21 protein-coding genes and 1 other annotated feature are annotated in these 24,640 nt (G+C 39.9%); of the genes, 9 read left to right on the top strand and 12 right to left on the bottom strand.

Going from position 1 to position 24,640, the window contains the following annotated elements; all coding sequences use genetic code 11:
• Nucleotides 1–93: 93 nt before the first annotated feature.
• Nucleotides 94–714: a class I SAM-dependent methyltransferase gene (locus BS1321_RS15980; protein WP_063236339.1), complete on the bottom strand. Its 621-nt coding sequence runs from the start codon at nt 712–714 to the stop codon at nt 94–96.
• A gap of 275 nt (nt 715–989) precedes the next feature.
• On the opposite strand from BS1321_RS15980, the gene BS1321_RS15975 reads away from it, so the two are divergent.
• Both BS1321_RS15975 and BS1321_RS15970 read left to right on the top strand, forming a co-directional pair.
• Nucleotides 990–1,268, top strand: coding sequence for a PadR family transcriptional regulator (locus tag BS1321_RS15975; RefSeq protein ID WP_375781433.1), 279 nt, complete (start codon nt 990–992; stop codon nt 1,266–1,268).
• Nucleotides 1,269–1,284: 16 nt separating this feature from the next.
• Nucleotides 1,285–2,004: a pentapeptide repeat-containing protein gene (locus BS1321_RS15970; RefSeq protein WP_063236333.1), complete on the top strand. Its 720-nt coding sequence runs from the start codon at nt 1,285–1,287 to the stop codon at nt 2,002–2,004.
• Nucleotides 2,005–2,233: 229 nt separating this feature from the next.
• On the opposite strand, the gene BS1321_RS15965 is transcribed toward BS1321_RS15970, so the two are convergent.
• On the bottom strand, nt 2,234–3,124 hold the full coding sequence (locus tag BS1321_RS15965; protein ID WP_063236334.1) for a PhzF family phenazine biosynthesis protein: 891 nt from the start codon (nt 3,122–3,124) through the stop codon (nt 2,234–2,236).
• Nucleotides 3,125–3,272: 148 nt separating this feature from the next.
• Nucleotides 3,273–3,525 (top strand) — a binding site (T-box leader).
• Nucleotides 3,526–3,589: 64 nt separating this feature from the next.
• On the opposite strand from BS1321_RS15965, the gene BS1321_RS15960 reads away from it, so the two are divergent.
• The gene (locus BS1321_RS15960) at nt 3,590–4,414 is read left to right on the top strand and encodes an ATP-grasp domain-containing protein (protein WP_063236340.1); all 825 of its coding nucleotides are present in this window, start codon (nt 3,590–3,592) and stop codon (nt 4,412–4,414) included.
• Nucleotides 4,415–4,549: 135 nt separating this feature from the next.
• Nucleotides 4,550–4,675 (top strand): hypothetical protein, encoded by a 126-nt coding sequence (locus tag BS1321_RS28515; protein ID WP_257790323.1) that lies wholly within the window; start codon nt 4,550–4,552, stop codon nt 4,673–4,675.
• Nucleotides 4,676–4,775: 100 nt separating this feature from the next.
• Here the strand turns inward: BS1321_RS28515 and galE are convergent, their stop codons facing one another.
• The 7 genes from galE to BS1321_RS15925 form a co-directional block, all read right to left on the bottom strand.
• Nucleotides 4,776–5,747 carry a UDP-glucose 4-epimerase GalE gene (gene galE, locus BS1321_RS15955; protein WP_063236335.1) on the bottom strand — a complete coding sequence of 324 codons (972 nt, stop codon included), beginning with the start codon at nt 5,745–5,747 and terminating at the stop codon, nt 4,776–4,778.
• A gap of 103 nt (nt 5,748–5,850) precedes the next feature.
• Nucleotides 5,851–9,453, bottom strand: coding sequence for a CDP-glycerol glycerophosphotransferase family protein (locus tag BS1321_RS15950; protein ID WP_063236341.1), 3,603 nt, complete (start codon nt 9,451–9,453; stop codon nt 5,851–5,853).
• A 173-nt stretch (nt 9,454–9,626) separates the two neighbouring features.
• Complete coding sequence (gene galU / locus BS1321_RS15945; RefSeq protein WP_063236336.1) at nt 9,627–10,514, bottom strand: UTP--glucose-1-phosphate uridylyltransferase GalU; 888 nt, start codon at nt 10,512–10,514, stop codon at nt 9,627–9,629.
• A gap of 253 nt (nt 10,515–10,767) precedes the next feature.
• Nucleotides 10,768–12,510, bottom strand: coding sequence for a phospho-sugar mutase (locus BS1321_RS15940; protein WP_063236337.1), 1,743 nt, complete (start codon nt 12,508–12,510; stop codon nt 10,768–10,770).
• A 234-nt stretch (nt 12,511–12,744) separates the two neighbouring features.
• A complete protein-coding gene (locus tag BS1321_RS15935; protein ID WP_063236338.1) occupies nt 12,745–13,386 on the bottom strand; it encodes an NAD(P)-dependent oxidoreductase in 642 nt (213 codons plus the stop codon).
• 428 nt (nt 13,387–13,814) lie between these two features.
• Nucleotides 13,815–14,225, bottom strand: coding sequence for a disulfide oxidoreductase (locus tag BS1321_RS15930; protein ID WP_063234972.1), 411 nt, complete (start codon nt 14,223–14,225; stop codon nt 13,815–13,817).
• Between the two features lie 2 nt (nt 14,226–14,227).
• Nucleotides 14,228–14,917 (bottom strand): DsbA family protein, encoded by a 690-nt coding sequence (locus BS1321_RS15925; RefSeq protein WP_063234971.1) that lies wholly within the window; start codon nt 14,915–14,917, stop codon nt 14,228–14,230.
• Between the two features lie 314 nt (nt 14,918–15,231).
• Here BS1321_RS15925 and BS1321_RS15920 point away from each other — a divergent pair, with 314 nt between their 5' ends.
• Entirely contained in the window at nt 15,232–15,666 is a 435-nt protein-coding gene (locus tag BS1321_RS15920) for an Rrf2 family transcriptional regulator (protein ID WP_063234970.1), read from the top strand.
• 46 nt (nt 15,667–15,712) lie between these two features.
• On the opposite strand, the gene BS1321_RS15915 is transcribed toward BS1321_RS15920, so the two are convergent.
• Nucleotides 15,713–18,583 carry an SH3 domain-containing protein gene (locus BS1321_RS15915; protein WP_069981754.1) on the bottom strand — a complete coding sequence of 957 codons (2,871 nt, stop codon included), beginning with the start codon at nt 18,581–18,583 and terminating at the stop codon, nt 15,713–15,715.
• 589 nt (nt 18,584–19,172) lie between these two features.
• Here BS1321_RS15915 and BS1321_RS15910 point away from each other — a divergent pair.
• The 4 genes from BS1321_RS15910 (at nt 19,173) to BS1321_RS15895 (ending at nt 21,182) form a co-directional block, all read left to right on the top strand.
• Nucleotides 19,173–19,778, top strand: a complete 606-nt coding sequence (locus BS1321_RS15910; RefSeq protein ID WP_063234969.1) for a protein kinase family protein — start codon at nt 19,173–19,175, stop codon at nt 19,776–19,778.
• Between the two features lie 34 nt (nt 19,779–19,812).
• Nucleotides 19,813–20,256, top strand: coding sequence for a DUF6376 family protein (locus BS1321_RS15905; RefSeq protein WP_063234968.1), 444 nt, complete (start codon nt 19,813–19,815; stop codon nt 20,254–20,256).
• A gap of 125 nt (nt 20,257–20,381) precedes the next feature.
• A complete protein-coding gene (locus BS1321_RS15900) occupies nt 20,382–20,810 on the top strand; it encodes an SRPBCC family protein (protein WP_063234967.1) in 429 nt (142 codons plus the stop codon).
• On the top strand, nt 20,811–21,182 hold the full coding sequence (locus tag BS1321_RS15895) for an ArsR/SmtB family transcription factor (RefSeq protein WP_063234966.1): 372 nt from the start codon (nt 20,811–20,813) through the stop codon (nt 21,180–21,182).
• Nucleotides 21,183–21,225: 43 nt separating this feature from the next.
• Here BS1321_RS15895 and BS1321_RS15890 read toward each other — a convergent pair whose 3' ends face one another.
• Together BS1321_RS15890 and BS1321_RS15885 are read right to left on the bottom strand one after the other, a co-directional pair.
• Nucleotides 21,226–24,075, bottom strand: a complete 2,850-nt coding sequence (locus BS1321_RS15890; RefSeq protein ID WP_232522811.1) for a YhgE/Pip domain-containing protein — start codon at nt 24,073–24,075, stop codon at nt 21,226–21,228.
• 2 nt (nt 24,076–24,077) lie between these two features.
• A complete protein-coding gene (locus BS1321_RS15885; RefSeq protein ID WP_063234964.1) occupies nt 24,078–24,584 on the bottom strand; it encodes an Rrf2 family transcriptional regulator in 507 nt (168 codons plus the stop codon).
• Between the last annotated feature and the right edge of the window lie 56 nt (nt 24,585–24,640).

Raw genomic sequence — 24,640 nt, 5'->3', positions numbered from 1 at the left:
TCCAAACAACAAAACTCAGCTCTATGATGTATCCTGATGTCTTTGAATCCGACTCCAAATCCACTTCTGAAACATGCTTCCGCCATCTTCCCCTTACATCCGTTTACTGATGATTATCTTTCTATACATTCCATTCAGCATGATCGGTCGATCTTCTTCAATTTTCATATTCTTATCATGTCTACTGAACAAGTCCTCAAACCGCAAGCCGATATCCGTTCCTAAAAATCTAATGATGGGTCGCAGAAGCTTTTTGGGTAGTGAAAGCACTTCATCTTTAGAAATAAACTTATCGAATAGTATTATTTTTCCATACTCTTTTAAAACTCTGATCATTTCCTGAAGACAATCATTGGCATCAGGTACGACGGAAAGGACCAAACTTCCCACTATATAGTCAAACGATTCATTCTCGAATTCCATATGCTGTGCATCCATCTCGAGGAAATTGATCGATGTATTATCAAATTTCTCCATCGCTTTTTTTAGCATATCCGCTGACAGGTCTATCGCCGTTATCTCAAGGTCAAGGTTCTTGATCAGCTCCAAATCTGCCCCCGTTCCTACACCCACAAACAGAACCTTTGCATCATCATGAAAATGCATCTCTTCAAATATTCTTTTCCTGGCATCTAAAAAGAGAAGAGAGTTGAAGATTTTGTCATAAATCGGCGACCAAACCTTATAAATCACTTTATTCCACGAATTATTCAACATCCCCACCCCCTTACATATTTCTTCTACAAAGCATAATCAATCCCTTCCAAGCGGATATTATATCTGGCAAATTAGTAAAATTAAAAATAGTATGCGACGCAGTGATCCACGAAAACGGACATGTTTCTTTTCATAAAGAATAAACTGCACGAACCATAGTAACCAAATTACCTTGACTGTCATAGTAATATATTATAAGATATACCAAAGGAGGTGAGGATTTGGTTCAACGACAACTATCCTCTGACTTGCTTCGCGGACATGTAGATACGATGATTCTAAAACTCCTGCAAAGTGGCGATAAATATGGTTATGAAATCAGCAAACTGATATATATGAATTCCAATGAGCAATATGAAATTAAAGAAGCGACGATGTATTCCAGCTTAAAACGTCTGGAAAAGGACGGATGCATCATCTCTTATTGGGGTGATGCCACACAAGGCGGAAGAAGGAAATATTACAAAATCACCCCGATCGGGGAAGACACATATACCCAAAATAAAAATGATTGGGAGCAGGCCAAACTAATACTTGAGCGCCTCCTATAAGAAAGGAAGATGAAATGTGATTGAAAAACTGCATACACATGTTCATAGCATTTTTGCCCCGTACATAAGTGCAAAAACAGCAAAGGAATTGGAAGAAGAATTGCTGCAAAACTTACTGGAAAAATACAATGACCATAGAAGGAATGGTGCCAGTGAGCAGTCAGCTTATAAGCTGACTGTGGATTCGATTGGGGAAGTATCAGAGCTCATGGAATCACTCAATCTTCAATATAATGTGCTTGAGCAGGCGATAAACATGGACTATTCCAGGCACCGCTTATTGGATTCCGACTTTCGCTCGGTTTCGGTGCATGATGGGAAGTTTAATTCCTGCGATTTAAGCCGTTCCGACTTCAGCCATTCCGACCTGACGAACAGCACATTTAAAAGCAGTAACTTAGATAATTGTATCTTTGAAAACGCCAATTTAACTGGTACCTTATTTAAAAGTGCAAATTTAAAAGGCGTAACTTTCAAGAACAGCATTTATAATAAAACCCATTTTAAAAGCTGTAATTTATCTGGCCTTATATTTGATGGGGAAACATTCAACCAAACCATTTTCGAAGGTTCTTCATTGAAAAAGGCATCATTTCGCGATGCCACACTCATCAATGTTCAATTCCGGATGTCCGATTTAAAGAAAATCGACTTTACTGGAGCTTCGATGGATAAACTCACTTACAACTTTTTACATGGAGCTAAGGTTGATCTTAGCGGCGTGACCATCATCTAAGGAGGAATTTCCAATGACTTTACCGATAGCGATTGTCGTATCCACCTCTATCCTTTGCGTGACCGTGTTTCTGACTGCGGTCGTTTTAAAAGGAATGAGCATGGGAGAATGATTCATCAAGAACCCTGTGCTAAGACATGAAACGTCTTAGCACAGGGTTTTTACGTGTTCACTATACCATTTCAGATATGAATAACATTCAACCGCCCATCCTCCCCTGCATGAACCTTTAGACTTCCACTTCAAATTCTTTAACGTAGACAGCATTCCCGGTGATTTCAATATCATATGTGTCATGGTTTTTGGTAGCCGTAACGCGAACTCTGCCATCCTTTCCGATTTCATGTCCCTGTTCGATTAACAGGTGCACTTCATCTTCAAGATCATCCTTTATGTATTTTGCATAATAAGCCCCCATTACACCTGAAGCAGTTCCTGTAACCGGGTCCTCAAGCGTACCTGAAAATGGCGAGGAAAAATGCCGGGCATGCATATGGGCATCCTTATCATAGGCTTCCAAGCAAAAGGGATGAACAGAAGCTCTTGGCATTTCCTTTAATAATTGCGGAAACAGGTTATTGTTCGCCTTCATCCTTTTGAATGAATTCCGTTCTTTTACCGGAACCAGTAAAGTCCATAAACCTGTACTTCCATAAACAATAGGTAATTCACTTTCCAGATCTTCTATATCAAGGCCCAGGGAACTGGCTAAGCCCCCCTTATCTCCGTTAAACGCTTCAAACTGTGGCGCGGCCTGCTTCATCGTAATGTATATCTCTTGATCAGCCGTCGTATGGATCTTGATTGGCAATATTCCCGCTCCTGTTTCAATCATCAGCTCATCTTTATCCAATAATCCCCTGGTCTTCAGTGCATGGATGGTAGCCATTGTCGCGTGTCCGCAAAGATTCATTTCGTGTCCTGGTGTAAAATAACGGATTCTAAGATCGGCAATATCGGACTCCATGGGAAAAGAGGTTTCATTAAACCCCACCTTCAGCGCTATATCCTGCATTTCCTTTTCCGTCAGTCCATCCGCATCTAAAACCACACCTGCTGGATTTCCTTTATTCGGTTTACTGCTGAACGCATCGTAATGAAAAACCCTTACCATTTTCAAATCTAACATCTCCTATTAAATGAATGGTGCTTCTCCTGAATAGTAATTCTATATCTCAATCAAAATCCCTTTTTCGTCCTATACTCAGTGAAAGAACCATTGATTTAATTTTCTGACTATTGTATAATTACTCAAATTCATCTAATTGTAAAATTCCATGAAGGGAAGGAGTACGTTATAGTTTCTGTTCCAAAGAGAGCTGGTGCTTTGCTGAAAGCCAGTGTCCAGAATATAACCGAAGATCATCCCTGAGAAGTAAAGCCGAATCTTTAGTAAGCTTTACCGGTTTCCCCCGTTATATAGGACAACGTATTATTGTGCGTTTGTAAAGGGTAGTAATGTGCTGTCGAAGCATTTTATTAAACAAGAGTGGTACCGCGAGTTCAAATCTCGTCTCTTAATGAGACGGGATTTTTTGTTTTTATCCTAATCAATGAAAATAACGGGAAAGCTGGTGCAGGAGTCATGCAGACACTATTATTCGTAACGGATTTATACTATGAAGCAAAAGGAAGAAATTATTATGAGGAGGATTTGTTCCTTACCTCGAAGCTTAGAGAAGATTTTCAGTTAGTACTTTGCCATCCTGAAGACATTGAAACGTTTGAAAAGGATTTTGACCTAATCGTATTTCGAAATGCAGGTCCAGTCGCGAATTTTAAAGATAAGTATCTAGCATTCCGTAATAGAGTGGCTGCTGGTTATTTGAAAACGTACAATTCATTTGTTGGAAAGGCTGATATGAACGGGAAAGAATACTTAATTGAACTGACGAATGCTCAATTCCCTGTCATTCCGACCATCGATACACTTGAATCTTTAAATAAACTTCCTAATGTGGAAACGTATATAGTAAAGCCGAAAGATGGAGCGGATTCCATCGGTTTGGAATTTTCCACGAAAGAAGAATTGGGAGATAAAATGGATTCGGTATCAAAGAACATATTGGTACAGCCATTTATCAACTTTGAGTATGAGGTCTCATTTTATTTTATCGATATGGAATTTCAGTATGCCCTTTATGCTCCAGATAAAGAGAAAAGATGGGAATTAGAAGAATATATACCTACTGAAGCAGATCTGGCTTTTGCTAAACGATTTATTGAATGGAACAATCTTGATTGGGGCATCCAACGAGTTGATGCGTGCCGGAATGAGCAAGGTGAACTTTTATTAGTAGAACTAGAAGATTTAAATCCCTATCTTTCCCTGTTGGAATTAACCGATGAAACACGCCGGAATTTTGTAAAAGCCATGAAAAAATCAATCCAGAAAGCACTGGAAGCTTAGAATGTCGAATAAAGTGTGTGAAGCCCGAATAAATTCGTGAACGGTCGAATAAAGTGTGGGGTAGGGCGAATAACCGCGGACCATGATTTTAAAATAACTTGGTTATACTACCTGATTTTCACTGTGTTATATGAAATGAAAACTCAATGGATTGAAGAAATTTGCGACACTCCTGCCGAATTAATGGCTAGCCGAGACCCCGCAGGCGCTTGCTTTGATGAGGCATGGCGGACAGTCGGCGGAAAGAAAGCGGATTTCTGAAATCAACTGCAACTTTCTTCAAATAAAAAAACTGTAGGCAAACTCGCTTTTCTTCGAGTTTGTCTACAGTCTGAAACGACTATCAAGCCCCAAGGGGCCTTTAATTCATTTGAGATTTATGCCATTTCCACGCACTTTCAATGATCTCTTCCAAATCTATCGACGCTTTCCATCCAAGTTCTTCATATATCTTATTAGCCGAAGCAACCAGACGGGCTGGATCTCCAGGGCGACGGTCTGCATACTCTATGGTCGGTTTCACTCCTGTGACTTTTTCACAAGTGTCGATTACATCCTTAACCGAAAACCCTTTTCCATTCCCAAGATTGTAGGTGGCCGTATCCTTCTTCCCGGATAATAGGGCTTGAAGCGCGATTATATGAGCTTGAGCTAAATCCGTTACATGAATATAATCACGAATGCAAGTGCCATCTTCTGTGTCATAGTCCGTACCAAACACGGAAATCTTCTCACGTTGACCTAATAAATGCTGTAAAATGATCGGAATCAGGTGTGTTTCCGGATCATGGCTTTCACCGATTTCTGCCGATGCATGTGCTCCGGCCGCATTAAAGTAACGCAGGACGACATAATGGAGTCCATATGCCTTTGCAAAGTCTCCTAAGATCTGCTCTACCATCAGTTTCGAGCGACCATATGGATTAATCGGATTGGTTGGCTGATCTTCATCAATCATATCAACATTCGGTATCCCGTATGTAGCTGCCGTTGATGAAAAAATGAAATTCTTAACATCATGCTTGAGCATGGTATTCAATAATGTAAGAGTTGCACCTACATTATTTTCATAGTATTTATAAGGATCTTGAACAGACTCACCAACTAAGCTATTAGCGGCAAAGTGCATAACAGCTTTAATGGGATATTTAAGGAATATTTCATTCAAAACCGCTTCGTCACCTAAATTTCCTTCCACCAAGATGGCCTTCGAATCGACCAGCGAACGAAAACCGGTAGAGAGATTATCCAGAATGACTACCTCTTCAGTATTCACTAACTCTTTTACAAGATGACTTCCAATATATCCTGCACCGCCAACGACCAAAATCATATAGAATTTCCCCTTTTACTTTAAGCTTAAATGAATCATTAACAAATCTTGCAACCTATATATGTCATTAGTGTGAGGTCTAATTAAAAGAACCTCCCTCATTTTATAGGCATTTATTGAAAGTTTCCATGGCCAATCCATTATATTGGGTGTAATCAAACTTCGCTAGTTTAGGATTATCATTACTAACCATAGTAGATAAGCCCTTTTCCAGTCCATCTATGCTATTTTCAACAAGTAAACCATATTTACCGTTTTCCAAAACGGTTCGGTTAGCCACTATATCAGTAGCCATGATTTTCATTCCTAAGGTCATTGCCTCCAATAATACCATAGGCTGCCCTTCATAATGTGAGGAAAGAACGAAACAGTCACATTTTTCCATGAACGAAAATGGATTTTCAAGCTGACCCAAAAGATGAATGGAATGATTTAAGTCCAGGTCATCAATGATTGCCTGCAAATCTTCCTTTAAAGGTCCTTGTCCTAAAATATACAGTTTACTATTTTTGTGTTTCTCATGAAATCCTGCGAATGCACGAATCAAATTATCTTGACCTTTTTCAGGAGATAATCTTCCCATATTGACAAAGTTAAAATCATTTTCATCAGGATATGGAACGAATTGATTATTCACTTCCAATCCATGCACCTCTTGTACGATTAACGCCTGTTTATCGATCCAACCTATAGATATCCCGTCCAATAATATATGGGCATAAGTACCAAGTTGAGTAATCGCTTCTTTATCGAATTTCACGATCCGGCCATTAAAGGTTGGCCCATTTTCCAAGACCATGGCATCTTGCAGTCCATAAGGCTTATCCCAAATATTATAATCGCCTAAGTTAATTTCGGCAGTGCCGCGCACTTCCCGTTCTTTTAACAGTATTGGCTCTTCTATGATTTCGAATGCCCCCGTATTTAACCAGCCAATTTTCTTATTATCGATTTCGAAAAGGTAATAGCCGCCTTTGTTGGTTCTGTTATACTTTATGATTCTGACGATTTGCCCTTCAAAATCGATTGCCTTGCTCACTCTCTTAGCCTTGTAGTTCGGATAAGCCTTCGTCCAGATTGTATGGTCTTCCGGGTTGGTTATTTTTCCGTACTTCTGATTACCGGTGTTTATTTCCTTTAGCGTTCTATTCTCAATCTTATCAATGAATTTTTTATTGTTTTTATAGTTTCTGGATATTATATACTTTCTTTTCATCATGATTTGCAGCTTGTCATTAAAGCTCATGTCTTCATTGATTGTACAATGTTCAAGCATGGATAAAGCAGAATTATCTATCCACCCTATTATCTTGTTTTTTACAGATATTCTGCTATAAATCGAATGCTGGGTTTTTGCTTCCCTATCGACTTTTACAATGATCCCTTTAAAATCATGACTGCCGGAAACTTTGTACGTTCCTTCAACCTTGTACGGCAAGGACCAAATATAGTTCGAACGAGGTCTTACTAACCTCGCAATTTTATCGACTTCTTTTTCATAAATGATACTGTCTGGCAACAGCTCCACAGCTTCTTCACTAATCCAGCCAATTACTTGATTGTTATGACTGAATTTGTAAAAAGTCTTTTGATCAGCATAGGCTTTTCTCGAAATCACGATTTCAGCGTCTTCAAATCGTTCTTCCAGTGGAAATTGAGTGGCATTCGAAATTCCCGGAAGGGTATTCCAAACTTGATTATCCTTAACATCCCTTAATATCGCCCTTGCTTTGAAGTTTTCTGTGAACAGTGCCTTTTCATCATTTTCGATAACTTCAGATTCATTTGACTCGATTTGAAGGATTTTATCCGGGTTGATAGAATTCATTACATAATCAAATTTATCGTAGTCTGCATACTCCAATAGATTCTTTCGGTTTAATTCCATCGTTCCCTCAGAAACACTTACCAGTTTATCAAATCGATTGTATACCGAAAAAATCCCTCTTAAATTAATACGGTGAGGTCTCTTTCCATTAATGATGCGCTCACTATCAGAAAGCAAATCATTATGCATATAACAAACTTTCTTTTTTGCGTCTGCCGTCAGCAGATATTTAGCCCAATAATGGCTATAACCGCTAAAATCGATAACAAAATCAAACTTTGTTTTACCGAATAAACGTGCATGCTCTCTATTATAGGCATTTTCCGGGTAAAGCTTCTTCCCTAGGAAACCTCTTTCCCCTCTGTTATGGATGAATTTGTCTTTGTATACTTCCAAAAATTTATACACAGGCAGGCCAGGTTTGAATAGAAAGCGCACATTCTTATTAACCTTGCCCATGTTTTTCAAAACCTCGTGCGAGTGGGGAGTGGCAGTAAAACAGCTGACATCATATTTATCATAATCAATATTATTCATTAAGTTAAGGAAAGAGGATGTAATTCCGTTATCCCTCAATCCGCCCGGGTAAATTAATATTTTTTCCTTTGCGGAATCCAGCCCAGTAATTGTGTTTAGTTGTTTCGTAGACTTATTGAAAATTTTATTGACTATTCTCTCTGTTACTTTTCCATCCTCATGGTTTGTGAATTTCCCCTGCATTTTTTTATATTTATCGGAATATCTCAATTTCACATTTTTAATATCTTTAATGGCTAGTGCCAATTCTTTTGAGTTAAAAAGCATTGGTCCCGGGAGTTCGTCATTTTGGAGATATTGTCCCCTTTCCTCTGCATAAACGTCCGTATCCCATGTGTAAAATAGAATGGGCTTATCGGTAACAAGGTAATCAAAGAAAATGCTGGAATAATCCGTGATAAGCAAGTCAACTGCAGAAAGCAATTCATTTGTATCCACATGGTCAGGTATTAGTCGATCCTTGATTTCCGAATGCTTGGCAGCCTCTTTATATAGAAATGGATGCACCTTAATAAATAGGTTATATTGTTCACCAATTTGACTTTGTAAATAATTAATATCTGCAATGATTTGAAGAAGATCGTTATCTACTTTGGCCAAATTCGTCCCCTTCCAAGTCGGAGCATATAAAATATTTTCCTTAGCATCACTGATTTTCAAACCTAGAGTTCTTAGATATTCCTTATACTCCCCCGGATTCGTATTCAGCGTCAAATCGATCCTCGGATATCCTTCTTCTATAATTTCACCTTTATACAATCCATTTAACTTATAGCTATGTGTAAATATGTTGGTGGTATGGGCATTAGGGCTCAAAATGAAATCTGCACTCAAAAAGTTCCTGACAACGTTTTGGGAGACCGAAGGGTTACCAGGTATATCAAAGCCCATATTCTTAAGGGGCGTTCCATGCCAAGTATTGATGTAAATTTGATCGCTTTTAGGGATGAAGAACGACTGGAATGTGGAGTTATTGATTAAATACTCACTTGTTGCCAACCATTTTAAGTATTCCTTTGAATTACGTTGAACAAATTGAACATTCGGCATATCCTTATACTTCGCTATTACACCTGAGAGAACACGGAAATCCTGGATGGACCAAATGTGCATAAAATCTTGATAGTCTGGATTTTCCACCATATATTTAAACATCGCGTATGGACTGTCAGTCATACTGTTTCCATCACGACTCTCATATAGAATTGTGTTTTTTTGTACGCTTAATTTCTCATAATACTTTGCATATCTATTTACACGCTGATGATTTTCCTTCATTAGGAAATTGGCGATCGGCTGTTTGAGGAAATCGACTTTTCTTTTTATTACCTTCTTATTCACTAAATAGGCATCCCCTTTTATGGATTTATATTCATCATTCAAAATTATGTTTGCCTTCCATTAACCAAAAATAACAACTATGAATGATCAATAGTTGGAGATTTTATAAAAATAATTACTCTATTAAATTAAAACTTAATAAATTCAGTATGATTATGTTTGGCAGTAAAAGTTTATTTGTCCACTGTCTTGTGCAGTTCGAGGATATTTTCCATTACTTTTATAATGTCGTCTCTTAAATCTGGATGTTGCAGGGCAAATTCAATTGTCGTTTTCACAAAGCCATCGACAACACCGACGTCATAGCGTTTTCCTTCAAAATCGTAAGCGAAGACTTTTTGGATATCATTCAGTTTTTGGATGGCATCCGTTAACTGGATTTCACCGCCAGCCCCTGTTTCCTGCTTGGCTAGGAAATCGAATATTTCCGGGGTCAGTATGTACCTTCCCATGATGGCTAAATTGGATGGTGCCGTTCCTTGCTTTGGTTTTTCAACGAAACGGTTCACTTCGTATCTTCTGCCTTCTTGCATAAGCGGGTCAATAATGCCGTATCTATGTGTTTCGTTCTCATTTACCGGCTGCACTCCAATTATGGACGAACCTGTCGCATCATATTCGTTGATTAATTGGCGTAGGGAGGGCACATCGCTTTCTACGATATCATCGCCTAAAAGGACAGCAAAAGGCTCATCACCAATAAAGTTACGTGCACACCAAACAGCATGTCCGAGGCCTCTCGGTTCTTTTTGCCTAATGTAGTGGATATTAGCTAAATTGGATGGGTATTGCACCTTCTCCAATAAATCGAATTTCCCTTTATCCCTCAAGTTATTCTCTAGTTCGTATGCATTATCAAAATGATCTTCTATCGCTCGTTTATTCTTTCCTGTGACAATGATTATATCTTCAATTCCCGCTCTCACGGCTTCTTCTATAATATATTGAATAGTTGGTTTGTCCACTATTGGCAGCATTTCTTTAGGCATTGCCTTCGTTGCGGGCAAAAATCTAGTTCCCAATCCCGCTGCAGGTATAATGGCCTTTTTAACTTTTTTCATTCTTTGTAACTCCTTCATATTAAGATAAAACTATAAATTTTACTTATTCACCCTTTTCATAGTAACATAGACTCGTTTTTTGTAAATATATTAGCGGAAAAAATACCCTTCATTTGTAAGCGCATCCAAAGTTAAAACTTCCACCCAATTCAATATCCCGCTTTCTGCTTGAAAAAAATAAGGCCTTTCCCCGATATTTCAGGAAAAGGCCTTATTTTTTTTCATTATATAACCGATAGGTCCTAAGACCTAACTAATTAGCGCTATTGATCATCTCATTAATATTTTCCATGAAAGCATTCATGACCTGATTCAATTTCAGCTCGGCTTCTTCCATCGTTTCACCTTGGATACCGAAATAGAATTTGATTTTAGGTTCTGTACCAGATGGCCGCAAGCATACCCATGTGCCATCTTCAAGGAAGTATTTAATTACATTTGATTTAGGTAAATCAATGACTTCTTCCTTATTGGTGCCCACCGTCAGCTTCACACCGCTTTGATAATCCTCCTGGATCGTTACAGCTTTTCCCGCAATTTGTTTTGGAGGAGCCTCACGGAACTGATTCAGTATTCCTTGAATCTGCCCGGCGCCTTCAATCCCCTTTAAGGTCATTGACTGAAGTCCCTCCAGATAATATCCGTACTTTTCAAAGATGGTAAGCAATCCTTCATATAGGTCCATGCCCTGTTTTTTATAGTGGGCACAAACCTCCACCGCAAGAACGGCCGCTTGGATCGCATCTTTATCACGGGCAAAATCCTTGATTAAATAGCCATAACTTTCTTCATATCCAAATAAGAACGTGTGCTTACCGCTTTCCTCATATTCATTGATCTTTTCAGCGATGAATTTAAAACCCGTCAATACATCAACGGTCCCTAAACCATATTCCTTTGCGATCCTGCGCCCGATTTCAGAAGTTACTATCGTTTTTAAGACAACTCCGTTGGGAGGTAAAGTGCCTTTCGCTTTCTTTTCTTTTAAAAGATAATCCAATATTAGTGCACCTGTCTGATTACCAGTTAGCACCACATATTCGCCATCTTTATTTTTAACGGCGATACCGAGTCGGTCTGCATCCGGATCTGTTGCGATCAACAGGTCTGCCGATACCTCATTTCCTAATTCAATGGCCATTTCAAATGCTGCATGCTCTTCCGGGTTCGGGGATTGAACTGTCGAAAAATTGGGATCAGGCAATTCCTGCTCTTTTACAACATGTACCTTGTCGTATCCCAGATCTTGTAAAGCCCGTCTGACAGACTTATTTGCCGTGCCATGAAGAGGTGTGAATACTACCGTCACATCAACTTCTTCACTTAGATCTTTGTTTTCGGGCACAGTAAGCAATTTATCATTATAAGCGGCATCGATTTCCTCACCAACAATCTCGATGAGGCCTTGCTCCTTCAATGTCTCTTCATCTTTTACCGAAATGGCAAGTTCGTTTTCAATCGCATTCACGAATTCAATCACTTTATCAGCCGTTGCCGGAGGAAGCTGTGCACCATCTGGCCCGTACACTTTATAGCCATTATATTCAGGGGGATTATGACTTGCTGTGATTACGATCCCCGCATAGGCATTCAGTTCACGAACGGCAAAGGATAACTCCGGCGTTGGTCTTAACTCATCGAATAGATAAGCCTTGATTCCTTCTGTGGCCAGGGTTTTGGCTGCTTCCAAGGCAAATTCAGGCGATTTAAAACGTGAATCGTAGGCAATCGCGACACCTCTGCGTTTTGCTTCATCACCCATGGATTGCAGATAATGGGCTAATCCCAATGTTGCTTTACGGACTGTATATAGATTCATCCGATTGGTACCTGCCCCAATTTCCCCGCGCATACCGCCTGTGCCGAATTCCAAGTTCTTATAAAACGCATCTTCTATATTTTTTTCATTATCTTGCATCTCGTTAAGTAATGATTTCATTTCATTATCAAGGGCTTCGAAATTCACCCATGAGTCATAAGAACATTTCCAATCCATCTTCGCATAGTCCTTCTTTCTTTGTTTCCCGTTGGGGAATATATGTATTTTCACCAAAAAAAATAACAGTTACCATAAATGAAAAAATCCGTTCATAGGACTTTCTTGCTATATTATCAGCAAGAAATGGACATCAGTCAATATTTTTAGCAAAAATTTGTTGTAAATGCATTTAAATGGAGGCAAAAAAATGGACGTCACCACAAGGAGCGACGTCCACTAAAACCTTACAAATTATTCAGCCTCGGCAACAACGGTAAAGCGTTGGTTGATGTGCTGCGGATTTTCAATTTCATCAAGTACTGCAAGGGCAAAATCGGCATAACTTACATAGCTTTCACCCTTTGAGTTTACAAGAATGTTGTCTTTACCCAGTTTATACCCGCCTGTTCTATTTCCTTGCGGATCAAAGAAGGCGGAAGGACTGATGAACGTCCATTGGATGCCAGTTGCATTTTGTAGATCTCCAAGGTTCTTGGATTGATTAAAGGCTGTTGCATAGTATTCTTTAGGGAACTCAGGCGTATCCAGTACACGGATCGTTTTTGCCTCGTCAACGAAAAGGCTTCCAGCTCCGCCAACAACAATCAGTTTAGTTTGAGGAGCCCCTTTCATTGCCTCAATCAAAATTCTTCCTGCCTCGACATGCAGATGTTCTTTCCCTGGAGCAGCGCCAAAGGCATTCACTACCACATCAAATTCTTTAATATCTTCTGCTTTCAGATCGAATACGTCTCTTTCCAGTACGGATGCTCCTTGAATTTGGACTTTAGCTTCATCCCTGACAATAGCCGTAACTTCATGTCCCCTAGTCAATGCTTCCTTCAAAATCAGACTTCCAGCTTTTCCGCTCGCACCAATAATACCGATTTTCATTTTAAATTCCTCCTATATATTTTCTTTGAAACTTTAATTGTAACTTAATTGATTACATGTAATAATATAAGTTACAGGTTGCCGTTTGTCAACTTTTATTATTTAGAGGTGTTTCGTCGATATATCGTAAGTTTCGGAGATATATCCTGTTTTTCGTCGATATATTGCAGATTTTCGTAGATATATTGCAAGTTTCGGAGATATATCCTATTTTTCGTAGATATATTGCAGTTCTTCGGAGATATATTGCAAGTTTCGGAGATATATTGCAGATTTTCGGAGATATATCGCAAGTTTCGGAGATATATTGCAGATTTTCGGAGATATATCGCAAGTTTCGGAGATATATCCTGTTTTTCGTAGATATATTGCAGATTTTCGTCGATATATATAAAAAAGCACCATTCCTTTTAGAATGGTGCGCTTAATTACATGTTGATTTTCTTTTTCATTAGCAGTCCCATGCAGATAGTGATGAGAGTAAAAGCGATAAAGGCCAAAAACGGGATCGTGATGAATCCTAGCCAGTTTATATACTCACCTGAGCAGGGAATACCGCTTTGGCACATTTCGAAATGCTGTAGGGCTGGAATTTTTTGCAGACAATAGTGATACCCTGACACCAACATGCCCAGAATCGATAATGGGAGGATGTATCGATAAATTTTCAGGTCTTGCTCATAAAAGGCCCGGCCCAATAAAATAACGAGCGGGTACATCAAGATCCTTTGATACCAACAAAAGGTACAGGGTACATAATGGAGAATCTCACTAAAGTAGAGACTTCCAGCAGTGGCCATGATGGACAGGAGCCAAGAAAATAATAGTGGCTTGTTCATCACTATTTCTCCTTCGCTGCATCATCAACCATTTTCACTAAATCATCAATTGTATTTCCTTCAAACTTCTTGCCATCGACAAATAAGGAAGGAGTTCCCGAAACGCCCAATTCGTCGGCCAACTCCATATCCTTGTTCCATTGGTCCTCGGACTTATCGGCTTTAAAAGAGGAAACGACCTTTTTCACATCTTTGTCATTTGCGATTTCTTTCAATGTTTCTTCTAAGAATTTGTCCGTAAAGACATCTTCCTTTTCATATTTCAGGTCAGCTGGCTGCTTATCGTACAACAGCTCATGAAACTTCCAAAAGGTATCATTTCCCAATTCCTGATAAACGCTTTCCGCAAATTTAGCGGATCTGGTTGAATCGACGTTAATGAACGAATAATTCATGAAATAAAATTGCGCTTTTCCTGTATCAATCAATTCACTTTGTATAGAAGGAAAGAATTGTTCCTCGAATGTCTTGCAGACTGGACATTTATAATCACCAAATTCCACTATTTGGACAGGAGCCGATTTTTCTCCCAAATAAGGCTGTGATTTATAATCGATTTCATTAACGGCTGTATCTTCGTCTTTCCCATTTGCCAAAAATATAAAGCCAATAATGATTACAGCGATTAAGCCTATGATCCAAAACGTGAATGCAGAAGATTGTTTTTGATTACCCTTTTTTTTATTAGCCATCATATACCTCCATCACTTGTAGTTGTGTCGATATTCCTTCTCCAGCCATAGCGGCCGATTTCAGTTCCCCCTTCCTGCACGTTTTCACCTGTAACTGATTCATTTACACGTTATAATATAAGTTTCATCATGATGGTTTGTCAATTACACATACCTTTTATTTTTGCTCTTGCAGAAACGGCGTGACTTGACAAGGAAACGTTTAATGGATAAATATTATTCTTGCAGGCCATTATAACTTGTAACCACTTGAATTACATGTTAAATAATTTATACTATATAAGAATAGAGATTTTAAAGGAGAGAAAAAAGAGATGTCCATCAGTACCCGCTTTTCCGTAGGAATCCATATATTATCTCTTTTAGAAATAAACAAAGAAGGCGTTAACACTTCTGATTTTATAGCAAAAAGTGTAAACACGAACCCAGCCTTAATTAGAAAAATCACCGGCATGCTGAAGAATGCAGGTTTAGTGAACGTTCGGCCGGGTATCGCCGGAGCGACATTGGCCAAGAGCTTATCGGATATTACTTTGCTCGATGTTTATCAGGCTGTTAATGTTGTCTCCGATAAAGAATTATTTGGAATCCATGAAAATCCTAATCCAGCATGCACTGTTGGAAGAAATATACAAGATACAATAGAACCCATCTTTTCAGTTGCTGAACTTGCCTTGGAAAAGGCATTGGGAGTGGTAACGATCGAAGATGTCGTTAGGGGTATTCTGGAAAAGGATAAAACTAAATAGCAAAAAAACACATGAGTCGGACTCATGTGTTTTTTTTACCGTTTTCTTATTTGTACTTAGGAACTTCAATCGTCAATTTATAGGAATCTAATAAACTATACAAATTATAAATCTGTTTCACTTGTTTTGTTGCCCAGCCAATATCAGTTGCATACTGGTGTGAAGCATATCCATATTTCTCTGCAGCTGTAGGATTCCATCTCATTTTGTAAAGCGTGTCCTGTCCAGCAGAGATATATCCTTTGGCGATGAATTCGGCACCGCCTATGATGGCCGCTTCCGGAGTGAACCAGCCTGCATTATAGGCGTATTGAGCACCGCTGCTTACCGCCGTTCCGTCAAAGGCTCCCACTCCATACATATTATAGACCGTTTTCCCGCTCACCTTTACGCCAGTCGCTAACGGAGAAGTGCCATTCCCGGTCTCCAGCAAAGCATGTGAAATCAGGTAGATTTCATTGACCCCATATTTTTCCCCTGCCGCAGTGAAGGTTGCAGCTTGGCCTTGTAAAATTCCCTTACCTGAAAGGATTCTATTATTCACTTCAGAAACGTTCATACTGGTGACTTGGGAGAGCTTGACGAATTGAAATGAATCGATTGGATCATTCACAAAATTAATTGGGTTGAGATTATATTCTATATCTTCCGGATTGGCATTTACCCATGTCTTGTTATAGTCCACCTCATACCAATAGTATCCGTCAGAGCCCTTTACTTTTGATTTAATATTCATAGATTGATTATTGCTGACTGGACCGACTACCCAATAATTAGATCCAGCTCCGCCCCTGACACGCCATCCGGTTCCTTTTACCGTACCTTTTGTTGAATTGATTAAAGTTAGCCCATCTTCACGTATGTAGGTTTTATACTTTTTATCCGTTTGCCCATTTACGGCCATTTGAATTTCAACCATTTTTTCCATCGAAAGATTATACTCTTTATCAATCCTGATTATCGATCCATTCGAACTTCCTGGACCTTCCGGTGCTTTGACCGTTAAATATTGTGAACTTACATATCCCGTTTTTCCATTGGCCGTGACTCTTGACCAGCCATTAGACTCTGAATACACCGTTACGGCCGTATTGTTTATAAGCTTGGCTATAATTGAAGCGGAAGCTGATGCAGCAGACCGCATATTCAGACTGGAGCCATCATTCACATTTACATATTTAACTACCGTGTTTTCTTCTTTGTCCGGATTCAGCCCCGGTAAAGAACCAGGCTTCGTTGCTGATAGATATTGCGTACTGACATAACCTTCTCCGCCATACGCTTTAACTTTTGACCAGCCATTTGATTCCGAGATGACTTCTACCTCTACACCCCTTGCCAATTTCACAATGACGGAAGCACTATCTGACGGCTTATTCCGCATATTCAGAGAACCCGAGCTGACATTTACATATTTAGTCGTCGTTTTTTCAGGTATGGATGGTTTGGAATCCGTTACAGGCTTTGTCGTTGAAAGATAGGCAGTACTGACATATCCATCCTTCCCATTGGCCTTGATCTTCGCCCAACCTTTGGATTCCGAATACACCGTCACTTCCGTTCCTTTTGACAGCTTTGCGACTATGCTCGCGCTTTCCGACCCGCTTTTTCTCATATTGAGCGTTCCAGAGCTTCCGTTTACATATTTCGTCGTCGTTTTTTCAGGTATGGAAGGCTTCGTTTCCGTTCCTGGTTTTGTTATCGATAGATATTTGGCACTGACATGGCCGTCTTTTCCATTTGCTTTGACTTTGGCCCAGCCTTTGGATTCCGAATAGACCGTCACTTTCGTTCCTTTTGAAAGCCTCGCGACCAAGCTCGCGCTTTCCGATCCGCTTTTTCTCATATTGAGCGTTCCAGAGCTTACGTTTACATATTTTGTCGTCGTTTTTTCAGGTGTGGCTGCCGTTGATCCCGATCCTGGCTTTGCAGCAGACAGATATTTGGTGCTGACATATCCGTCCTTTCCATTGGCTTTGATTTTCGCCCAGCCTTTCGATTCCAAATAAACCGTCACTTTCGTTCCTTTTGAAAGTATTGCCACAATGCTTGCGGTAGCTTTTCCACTTTTTCGCATATTAAGTGAACCCGTACTGACATTCACATATTTTGTTGTCGTTTTAACCGTTGCCGCAGCTTTGGTTACCGTTCCTGGCTTCGTTGCCGATAGATACTTGGTACTGACATATCCTTCTTTTCCATTAGCTTTGATTTTCGCCCAGCCTTTCGATTCCGAATACACCGTTACCTGTGTGCCTCTTGTCAGCTTCGCGATCAGGCCGGCACTATCACTACCGCTTTTTCGCATATTAAGTGAACCTGTGCTCAAATTCACATATTTCGTTGTCGTTTTAACGGTCGCCGTAGCTTTGGTTACCGTTCCTGGCTTCGTTGCCGATAGATACTTGGTACTGACATATCCTTCTTTTCCATTGGTTTTGATCTTCGCCCAGCCTTTGGAATCCGAATACACCGCCACCTGTGTGCCCCTTGTCAGCTTCGCGACTATGCCGGCACTATCACTGCCGCTTTTTCGCATTTTTAGTGAACCTGTGCTCAAATTCACATATTTCGTTGTCGTTTTAATGGTTACTGCAGCTTTCGTTAAAGTCCCTGGCTTTGTTGCCGATAAATACTTGGTACTAACATATCCATCTTTTCCGTTGGCTTTGATCTTCGCCCAGCCTTTAGATTCCGAATACACCGTTACCTGTGTGCCATTTGCCAGCTTTGCAACTATGCTTGCACCTTCCGCCCCGGTTTTTCTCATATTGAGCGAACCGGAATTCACATCTACAAACATGACGTCTTCAATATTGGCCTGTTCAGCATGTAGTGGAGCTGCAGATATTTTTTCTTCGAAAGCAACTGTAGACAACACTGCAAAACAGAAAGTTGGTATAATTAATTTCTTCACCTCATTCTCCCTACTAAAGAATTATGTTTTTAACATTTATTTAAATATCGGTTAAAATTAGTATAATAATATAGGCATTTATGCTCATTCGTCTAAAATATATCATATTCCTTTAGATCTATAGGGAGATGAAGGAGATTGTAACACAATAGTAAACTATTAGACATTTTAGTAATTAATTAGAAATATTCGTAATGGAGCTTACGCGACAAGCCAATAATGAAAATAAAGTATATTGATATAATTACTTAGCTCTCAAATTAATCCTTATGAGACGAGCATCTTTCTGCATTTACCGAATATACATAAAGAGTGAGCACACGATCCTTATATTTGACGGATCGAGGCAATAACCTATATAATTACTGTATATAACTTATAAGAATCCTTCTGTTAAGGGGAGTAGCTATACAATAAAGTCGTCAGTACAGGATTGAATCCTCGGCTTTATTGGCAACTGATTTTAGTTGTTTGCAAGACCTTGCCGATTATTTGGTGAGGTCTTTTAATTTTTAAAAGACGGTATAACCAATAATCGGTTATACCGTCTTTTTTGATTCGAAAAAATTGCACAATAGAGGTGAAAAGTATGCAGAACTATAATGAATTAGCTCAAAGCGTTAAGATTTCCGATGATAAAAAGCATATATTGCTTGATGCCGACCCATCTTTATCACTAATCGGAAAAGGCCGCAGCGCATATGTATTCAGAATACATTCCACCAATAAAGCACTAAAAGTGTTTTTCCCGGATCATACTCACACAGCTAAAATTGAAGCTGAAATATACAAAACCGTCCAATCCATCGAATACTATCCAACCTTATATGATGCGGGGGTAAATTACCTGGTTATAGATCATATTGAAGGCAACACTCTTTTTGAATGTTTAACATTGGGAATCCCGATAACGGAAGAAAACATCGCGGAGATAGACCATGCTCTGCAATTGGCAAGGAAAGAGGGATTGAATCCTTCGGATATCCATTTACGAAACATCTTCATCACTTCCGAAAAAAAGGTGAAGATCATTGACGTTGCAAGGTTTAAGCAAGTGAAATCCTGCAATCAGTGGCACGACTTGAAAAGTGCATTTCACCTTTTCTATTCGAAGTCATTTTTCCCGAAGAAGATCCCTGGCTTCATACTGAATTCCATTGCAGCGATTTACAAAAAGAGATTTCTGCCTATTTGATCATTACTATAAATAAATTACATTGGAGGCACATATGAAAAAAATAATGACCATTGCTGTACTGTCCATCCTTACATTAAGCGGATGCTCGCTTTTGGGAGAAGTCAATTCATCATTGGAGTATGCAGATAATGCTACGGAGTATGTAAATACCGTTAAGGATTTTTCCAATGAGGTGCCCGCATTGTCACAAGACGCCGTCACGAATGCTGATGCAAGAGCAAATCTTGAAAAAGAACTGGAATTGATGAAAACGGAGATTGAAGAATTCAATGCAACTGAACCACCCCAAATCGCTGAAGGCATCCACGAGAAGATCGTCAGCTCAAATCAACAGCTTTCAGAGGGCATTGAATTATATCTAAATAATATTGAAAATGGTCAAATTGATCCTAATGCATTAGAAGACTCAGAGATTATGAAATCAATCGATAATATAACTGGATTGGCAAAACAAATTGAAGACTTGGGTAATTAAGCAGGCTGCAATGAATAAAAAGGAGTCGCTTGAAACAAATTATTGACATGAAACCAAAAGGTTTTATATAATCAACAAAGCAAAACCAATTGGTTTCATATCTTTAATTAAAAAGGAGAATCAGTATGGAAAATCAACATACATTACAGGATATCAAGAAGACGATTATTCTTGAAGCTCCTATCCAAAAAGTTTGGGATACAGTTTCGACTGCTGAGGGCATAGCTTCATGGTTCATGCCAAATGATTTTCAACCGAAAGTGGGACATGAGTTCCATGTGCAATCACCTTTTGGTCCTTCTCCTTGTAAGGTAATGGAGTTAGATGCTCCTCATCGGCTCTCATTCAGTTGGGATACGGACGGTTGGTTCATTTCGTTCATTTTAAAAGAACTGGATGACAAAACGGAGTTCACCCTTATTCATGGTGGTTGGAAAGAGCCTGAAACGATTCTTCCGAAACCGAACGAAAAAAGCTCAGTCATTCGCGATAGAATGGATCATGGCTGGGAACAGATCGTTAATCAAAAACTTAAAAAGGCTGTTGAGGGCTAAGTGTCTGCAGCAGAAAAGCATGATGTATTTCAGGCTATCGCCGACCCAACACGCAGAAAGGTCCTGCAATTGCTTGCTGAAGGGGATTTACCCATTTCAGAAATCACTTCTCACTTTTCCATGAGCCGTACAGCGATTGCCAAGCATCTTCATATCCTTTCTGAAGCTGAATTGGTCAGTGGCCGGAAGGTAGGAAGAGAAAAACGCTTTCGGCTTCAGCCAGAACCTTTAGCGGAATTGAAACAGTGGCTTTCCTTTTACGATCATTTTTGGGATAACAAACTATCCATCCTTAAACATGTGATTGAAAGTTCAGGGGAAAATGGATTGAAAATCATCGAAAAAGAAAAGGACACGGATGAAACATCATAAGAAAAACCCCCGGCGCATTGCACCGGGGGTTTTCTTCATTAATTTATGCATCCAGCTCAATATTGTGCGCTTTGCGCTTCTTGATGACCATCGTTAGCAATAACAGTAGATTAAAGACAATGATGCATCCAGTAAGGAATACTATACTCGTTGTCAATGCATCCGCTCCAAGGCTCGTACTCATCGCCTGACGGAAGCCCATGACAGAGTATGTCATCGGTATGAACGGGTGAACATGACTGAAGAAGTTATTGGTCAGTTCCACTGGGAACATCCCTCCGCTTGCACCTAGCTGTAATACAAGGAATATCATCGCCAATAAACGACCTGGATTTCCAAATCCTACGGTCAAGAAGGTAACGATGAACATGAAGGTAAGGGAAGTCAGTATGGAAACCCCAATGAATTGTCCCATGTTCTCGACCTGTAAATCCATTCCCCAAATCATGATCGCATCCAACACTAATGCCGAAAGCGTCGCTTGGATAAATAGGACCGTAAATTTACTGAACCACCATGCCACTCCAGATGTAGGCCTTGTAGAAGGCAAGCCTGTCGGGAATCCCATATTGAAGGCAATAGCTCCTACAAATAACCCAAGAGACAATACATAAGGAGCCAGTGCATGACCATAATTCGGCACGTCACTGCTTTTTTGTTCTTTAACCTGTGTCGGCTCAGCAATCATGCTGTAATTATTATCGGTTGTTTTATTTTCACTTATTTCTTCTGCACCATCACTGAGTTTTTCCGAAAGCTCGACCGTTCCATCTTTAAGTGAGGAAATTCCATCACCCAATTTACCGGAACCTTCAGCAAGTGCTGATGAGCCTTCATTGATTTTACCTGCGCCATCAGCAAGCTGGATGACTCCATTGCTTAAAGTAGGCAGATTGCTTGCCAATTGTTCAGTGCCTTTAACAAGTGCTGATGAGCCCTCGTTCAAGGCAGCTGAGTTGGCATTCAGTTGATTGGCCCCATTAGCAAGTTTGTTTGCCCCTTCGCCAACTTGGCTAACACCGAATGCGTACTTCTCAAGACCATTCCCAAAGGAGGATGACCCTGATTGAAGTTGTGATACTCCATCAACCAACTGACCAGATCCCTCAGATAGTTTTGAAAGGCCATTATTTAACGAGGAACCGCCTTGTGCTAACTGGTTGATCCCCTTCACTAATTCTGGTGTACGTTCATTTAAACTTTGTGTTGCCGCCGTTAATTGATTGCTGCCTTCAGCAGCTTCATTCAAGCCGCCGTTTAATTGGGTTGCACCAGGAATCAATTGTTCTTCCAGTGCGTTCCTTATTGCCGTATATCCGTTTAACGCTGAAACGGCGTTTGGATTGACCTTATTCACCGCATTATTTAAATTGGCCACTTGTTCCGGAAGCTGGCCTAATCCATTCAATACTGGCATTACTTTATCCGTTAATTGCGTCGATAAGTCGGATACACTTGCAGCAAGAGTCGATGCAATTTGTTTTTGTGCTCCCGCTTGGTTTTGAAGTTCATTTTGAATGGCTCCGATTAATTCGGATTGTTGTTCACTGGCCATGCTTTTGAACGCTTCCGTGTTTTGAACGGCATTGATTGTGCTTTGCCCATTATTCGCAATCGTTGATTGAAGTTCCGTTAAAGCCGCTTGGCTATTCTTGAGGTCTTCAGTAATGCCTGATACGGTACCGGACGTGCTGCTTCCTGCGGGAACCGCTTCTTGCAATTGATTTACACCGCTTTGAATGCTAGTCAGTCCTTGCTTAAGTTGACTTAGCTGATCCTCTGCTGGTAATTGGCCATCCATTTTTTTCAGGCCGTCATTTAACGCCTGGCTTCCTTCTGCCAATTTATTGATTCCCTCATTTAAACTCTGCTGACCTGCTGCCAATTTTGGAATTCCTGTCGATTGGTCCGTCAGCTGGCTTGCATTTTGTGATAATTGATTCAACCCATCATTCAAATTCGCACTGCCTGTTTGCGCTTGTGCCAAACCAGTATTTAAACTTTGGGCTCCTGGAACCACTTTGGCCAGCCCAGTGGAAAGCTGAGAAGAACCTTGTATAAGTGCTTCACTATTATTAGTTAATTCCCCTGTGCCTGATGCGAGTTCGTCCGCACCCTTTTGCAACTCACCGACACCGGAAGTGTATTGTGAAATTCCCTTATTTAATTCCGACGCGCCACTTTCAAGCTTATTTGCTCCTTCCAAAAACTCGCCGACGCCAACTTGAAGTTTATTCGCCCCATCTTTAAAGGTTAATGTGCTGGAAGCTAATTTATTCAGATTTTCTGTCACTTCTTTGTTTCCATCATGCAGTTTTTCAGCACCGTCATCCAGTTTTGATGCCCCATCTGCTGCATCGCCGAATCCTTCTCCGATTTCATCCAGTTGTGAGAAGATCGCTTCCGCATATTCTTTTGTGACACTTTCGGCAATTTCCGTTTTCAAATTATTCGTTGCCTGTTTTCCGACCGTTTCAGAAACGAAACTGCGTCCAGGATTCACGTCATACGTTAAATTCATTTTTTTTGGCTTATCATCCATGACGGTTGAAGCATTTTTTGAAAAGTCTTCCGGAATGGTAACGACCATATAATATGTACCATCATCGAATCCTTTTTTCGCCGCTTTTTCCGTTACGAAATGCCATTCTAAATCATCATTGTCCTTTAATTGCTCGATTAGCTCATTACCGACTGTTAAGGTTTTCCCCTCATATTCCGCCTTCACATCCTTATTCACGACCGCAACAGGTAATTTACCTGTATTCCCGTATGGATTCCAGGCAGAACTAAGGAATAACCCCCCATAAATAATCGGAACGAACAGTAAAACTATTGCCACACCGACCAGTTTTCGATTTGTAAGGAAAAGCTTCCATTCTTGTTTAAGCATGTTCACTTCTTTTCACCTTTCTTTTCACGCAGTACTTCACTCAATGACCCCGAATTCCAATTAAGAGTCGGTATGTCCGTGGTGCCAAAGCTTTCTTTAAGCAAATCAGCCACTGTTTGACTGGAAAAGAAATCCACTAATAGTTGATCCGCCCGAGAAAACATCCGACGAAGGACGTCCATCCCCTTCTCTGCATACTCTCCATCTTTAAACGCTTTTTCTATAAGTCCTGTATCCGGAAACATCGAAATGGGGCCTTCCATCGCCTCAATAATTTCAAGGTTTTTAATCTTATCTACACTTTTGGCAAGAGTAAGGCCGCCATTGTTACCAGGAACGGAAGTGATTATCTGCTTAACGACCAATTTCCTTATGATTTTTTTCAAATAAGAAGGAGACACTTCTAATCGCCTGCTGATCTCATTTGACGAAAGCGGTACATTTTTATCCTGGGTAGAGAGTATAACAATAATGCATATAGCTTGCTCTACCCCTTTTGTAAATTGCAAATCAGTTCACCTCTTTCAGTATCTATATGGATATTCGATATCCATAATGGATATTC

Source organism: Peribacillus simplex NBRC 15720 = DSM 1321 (assembly GCF_002243645.1).
GTDB lineage: Bacteria > Bacillota > Bacilli > Bacillales > DSM-1321 > Peribacillus > Peribacillus simplex.
The sequence above is the reverse complement of the archived record's forward strand: the minus strand, read 5'-3'. Positions and strand labels throughout refer to the sequence as shown.

Excerpts from the sequence above, each read along its gene's own strand:
- BS1321_RS15975 (WP_375781433.1), top strand. The coding sequence starts at position 990 with ATGATTCTAAAACTCCTGCAAAGTGGCGATAAATATGGTTATGAAATC.
- BS1321_RS15960 (WP_063236340.1), top strand. The coding sequence starts at position 3,590 with ATGCAGACACTATTATTCGTAACGGATTTATACTATGAAGCAAAAGGA.
- BS1321_RS28515 (WP_257790323.1), top strand. The coding sequence starts at position 4,550 with ATGAAAACTCAATGGATTGAAGAAATTTGCGACACTCCTGCCGAATTA.
- galE (WP_063236335.1), bottom strand. The coding sequence starts at position 5,747 with ATGATTTTGGTCGTTGGCGGTGCAGGATATATTGGAAGTCATCTTGTA.
- galU (WP_063236336.1), bottom strand. The coding sequence starts at position 10,514 with ATGAAAAAAGTTAAAAAGGCCATTATACCTGCAGCGGGATTGGGAACT.
- BS1321_RS15940 (WP_063236337.1), bottom strand. The coding sequence starts at position 12,510 with ATGGATTGGAAATGTTCTTATGACTCATGGGTGAATTTCGAAGCCCTT.
- BS1321_RS15935 (WP_063236338.1), bottom strand. The coding sequence starts at position 13,386 with ATGAAAATCGGTATTATTGGTGCGAGCGGAAAAGCTGGAAGTCTGATT.
- BS1321_RS15930 (WP_063234972.1), bottom strand. The coding sequence starts at position 14,225 with ATGAACAAGCCACTATTATTTTCTTGGCTCCTGTCCATCATGGCCACT.
- BS1321_RS15925 (WP_063234971.1), bottom strand. The coding sequence starts at position 14,917 with ATGGCTAATAAAAAAAAGGGTAATCAAAAACAATCTTCTGCATTCACG.
- BS1321_RS15920 (WP_063234970.1), top strand. The coding sequence starts at position 15,232 with ATGTCCATCAGTACCCGCTTTTCCGTAGGAATCCATATATTATCTCTT.
- BS1321_RS15910 (WP_063234969.1), top strand. The coding sequence starts at position 19,173 with ATGCAGAACTATAATGAATTAGCTCAAAGCGTTAAGATTTCCGATGAT.
- BS1321_RS15905 (WP_063234968.1), top strand. The coding sequence starts at position 19,813 with ATGAAAAAAATAATGACCATTGCTGTACTGTCCATCCTTACATTAAGC.
- BS1321_RS15900 (WP_063234967.1), top strand. The coding sequence starts at position 20,382 with ATGGAAAATCAACATACATTACAGGATATCAAGAAGACGATTATTCTT.
- BS1321_RS15890 (WP_232522811.1), bottom strand. The coding sequence starts at position 24,075 with ATGCTTAAACAAGAATGGAAGCTTTTCCTTACAAATCGAAAACTGGTC.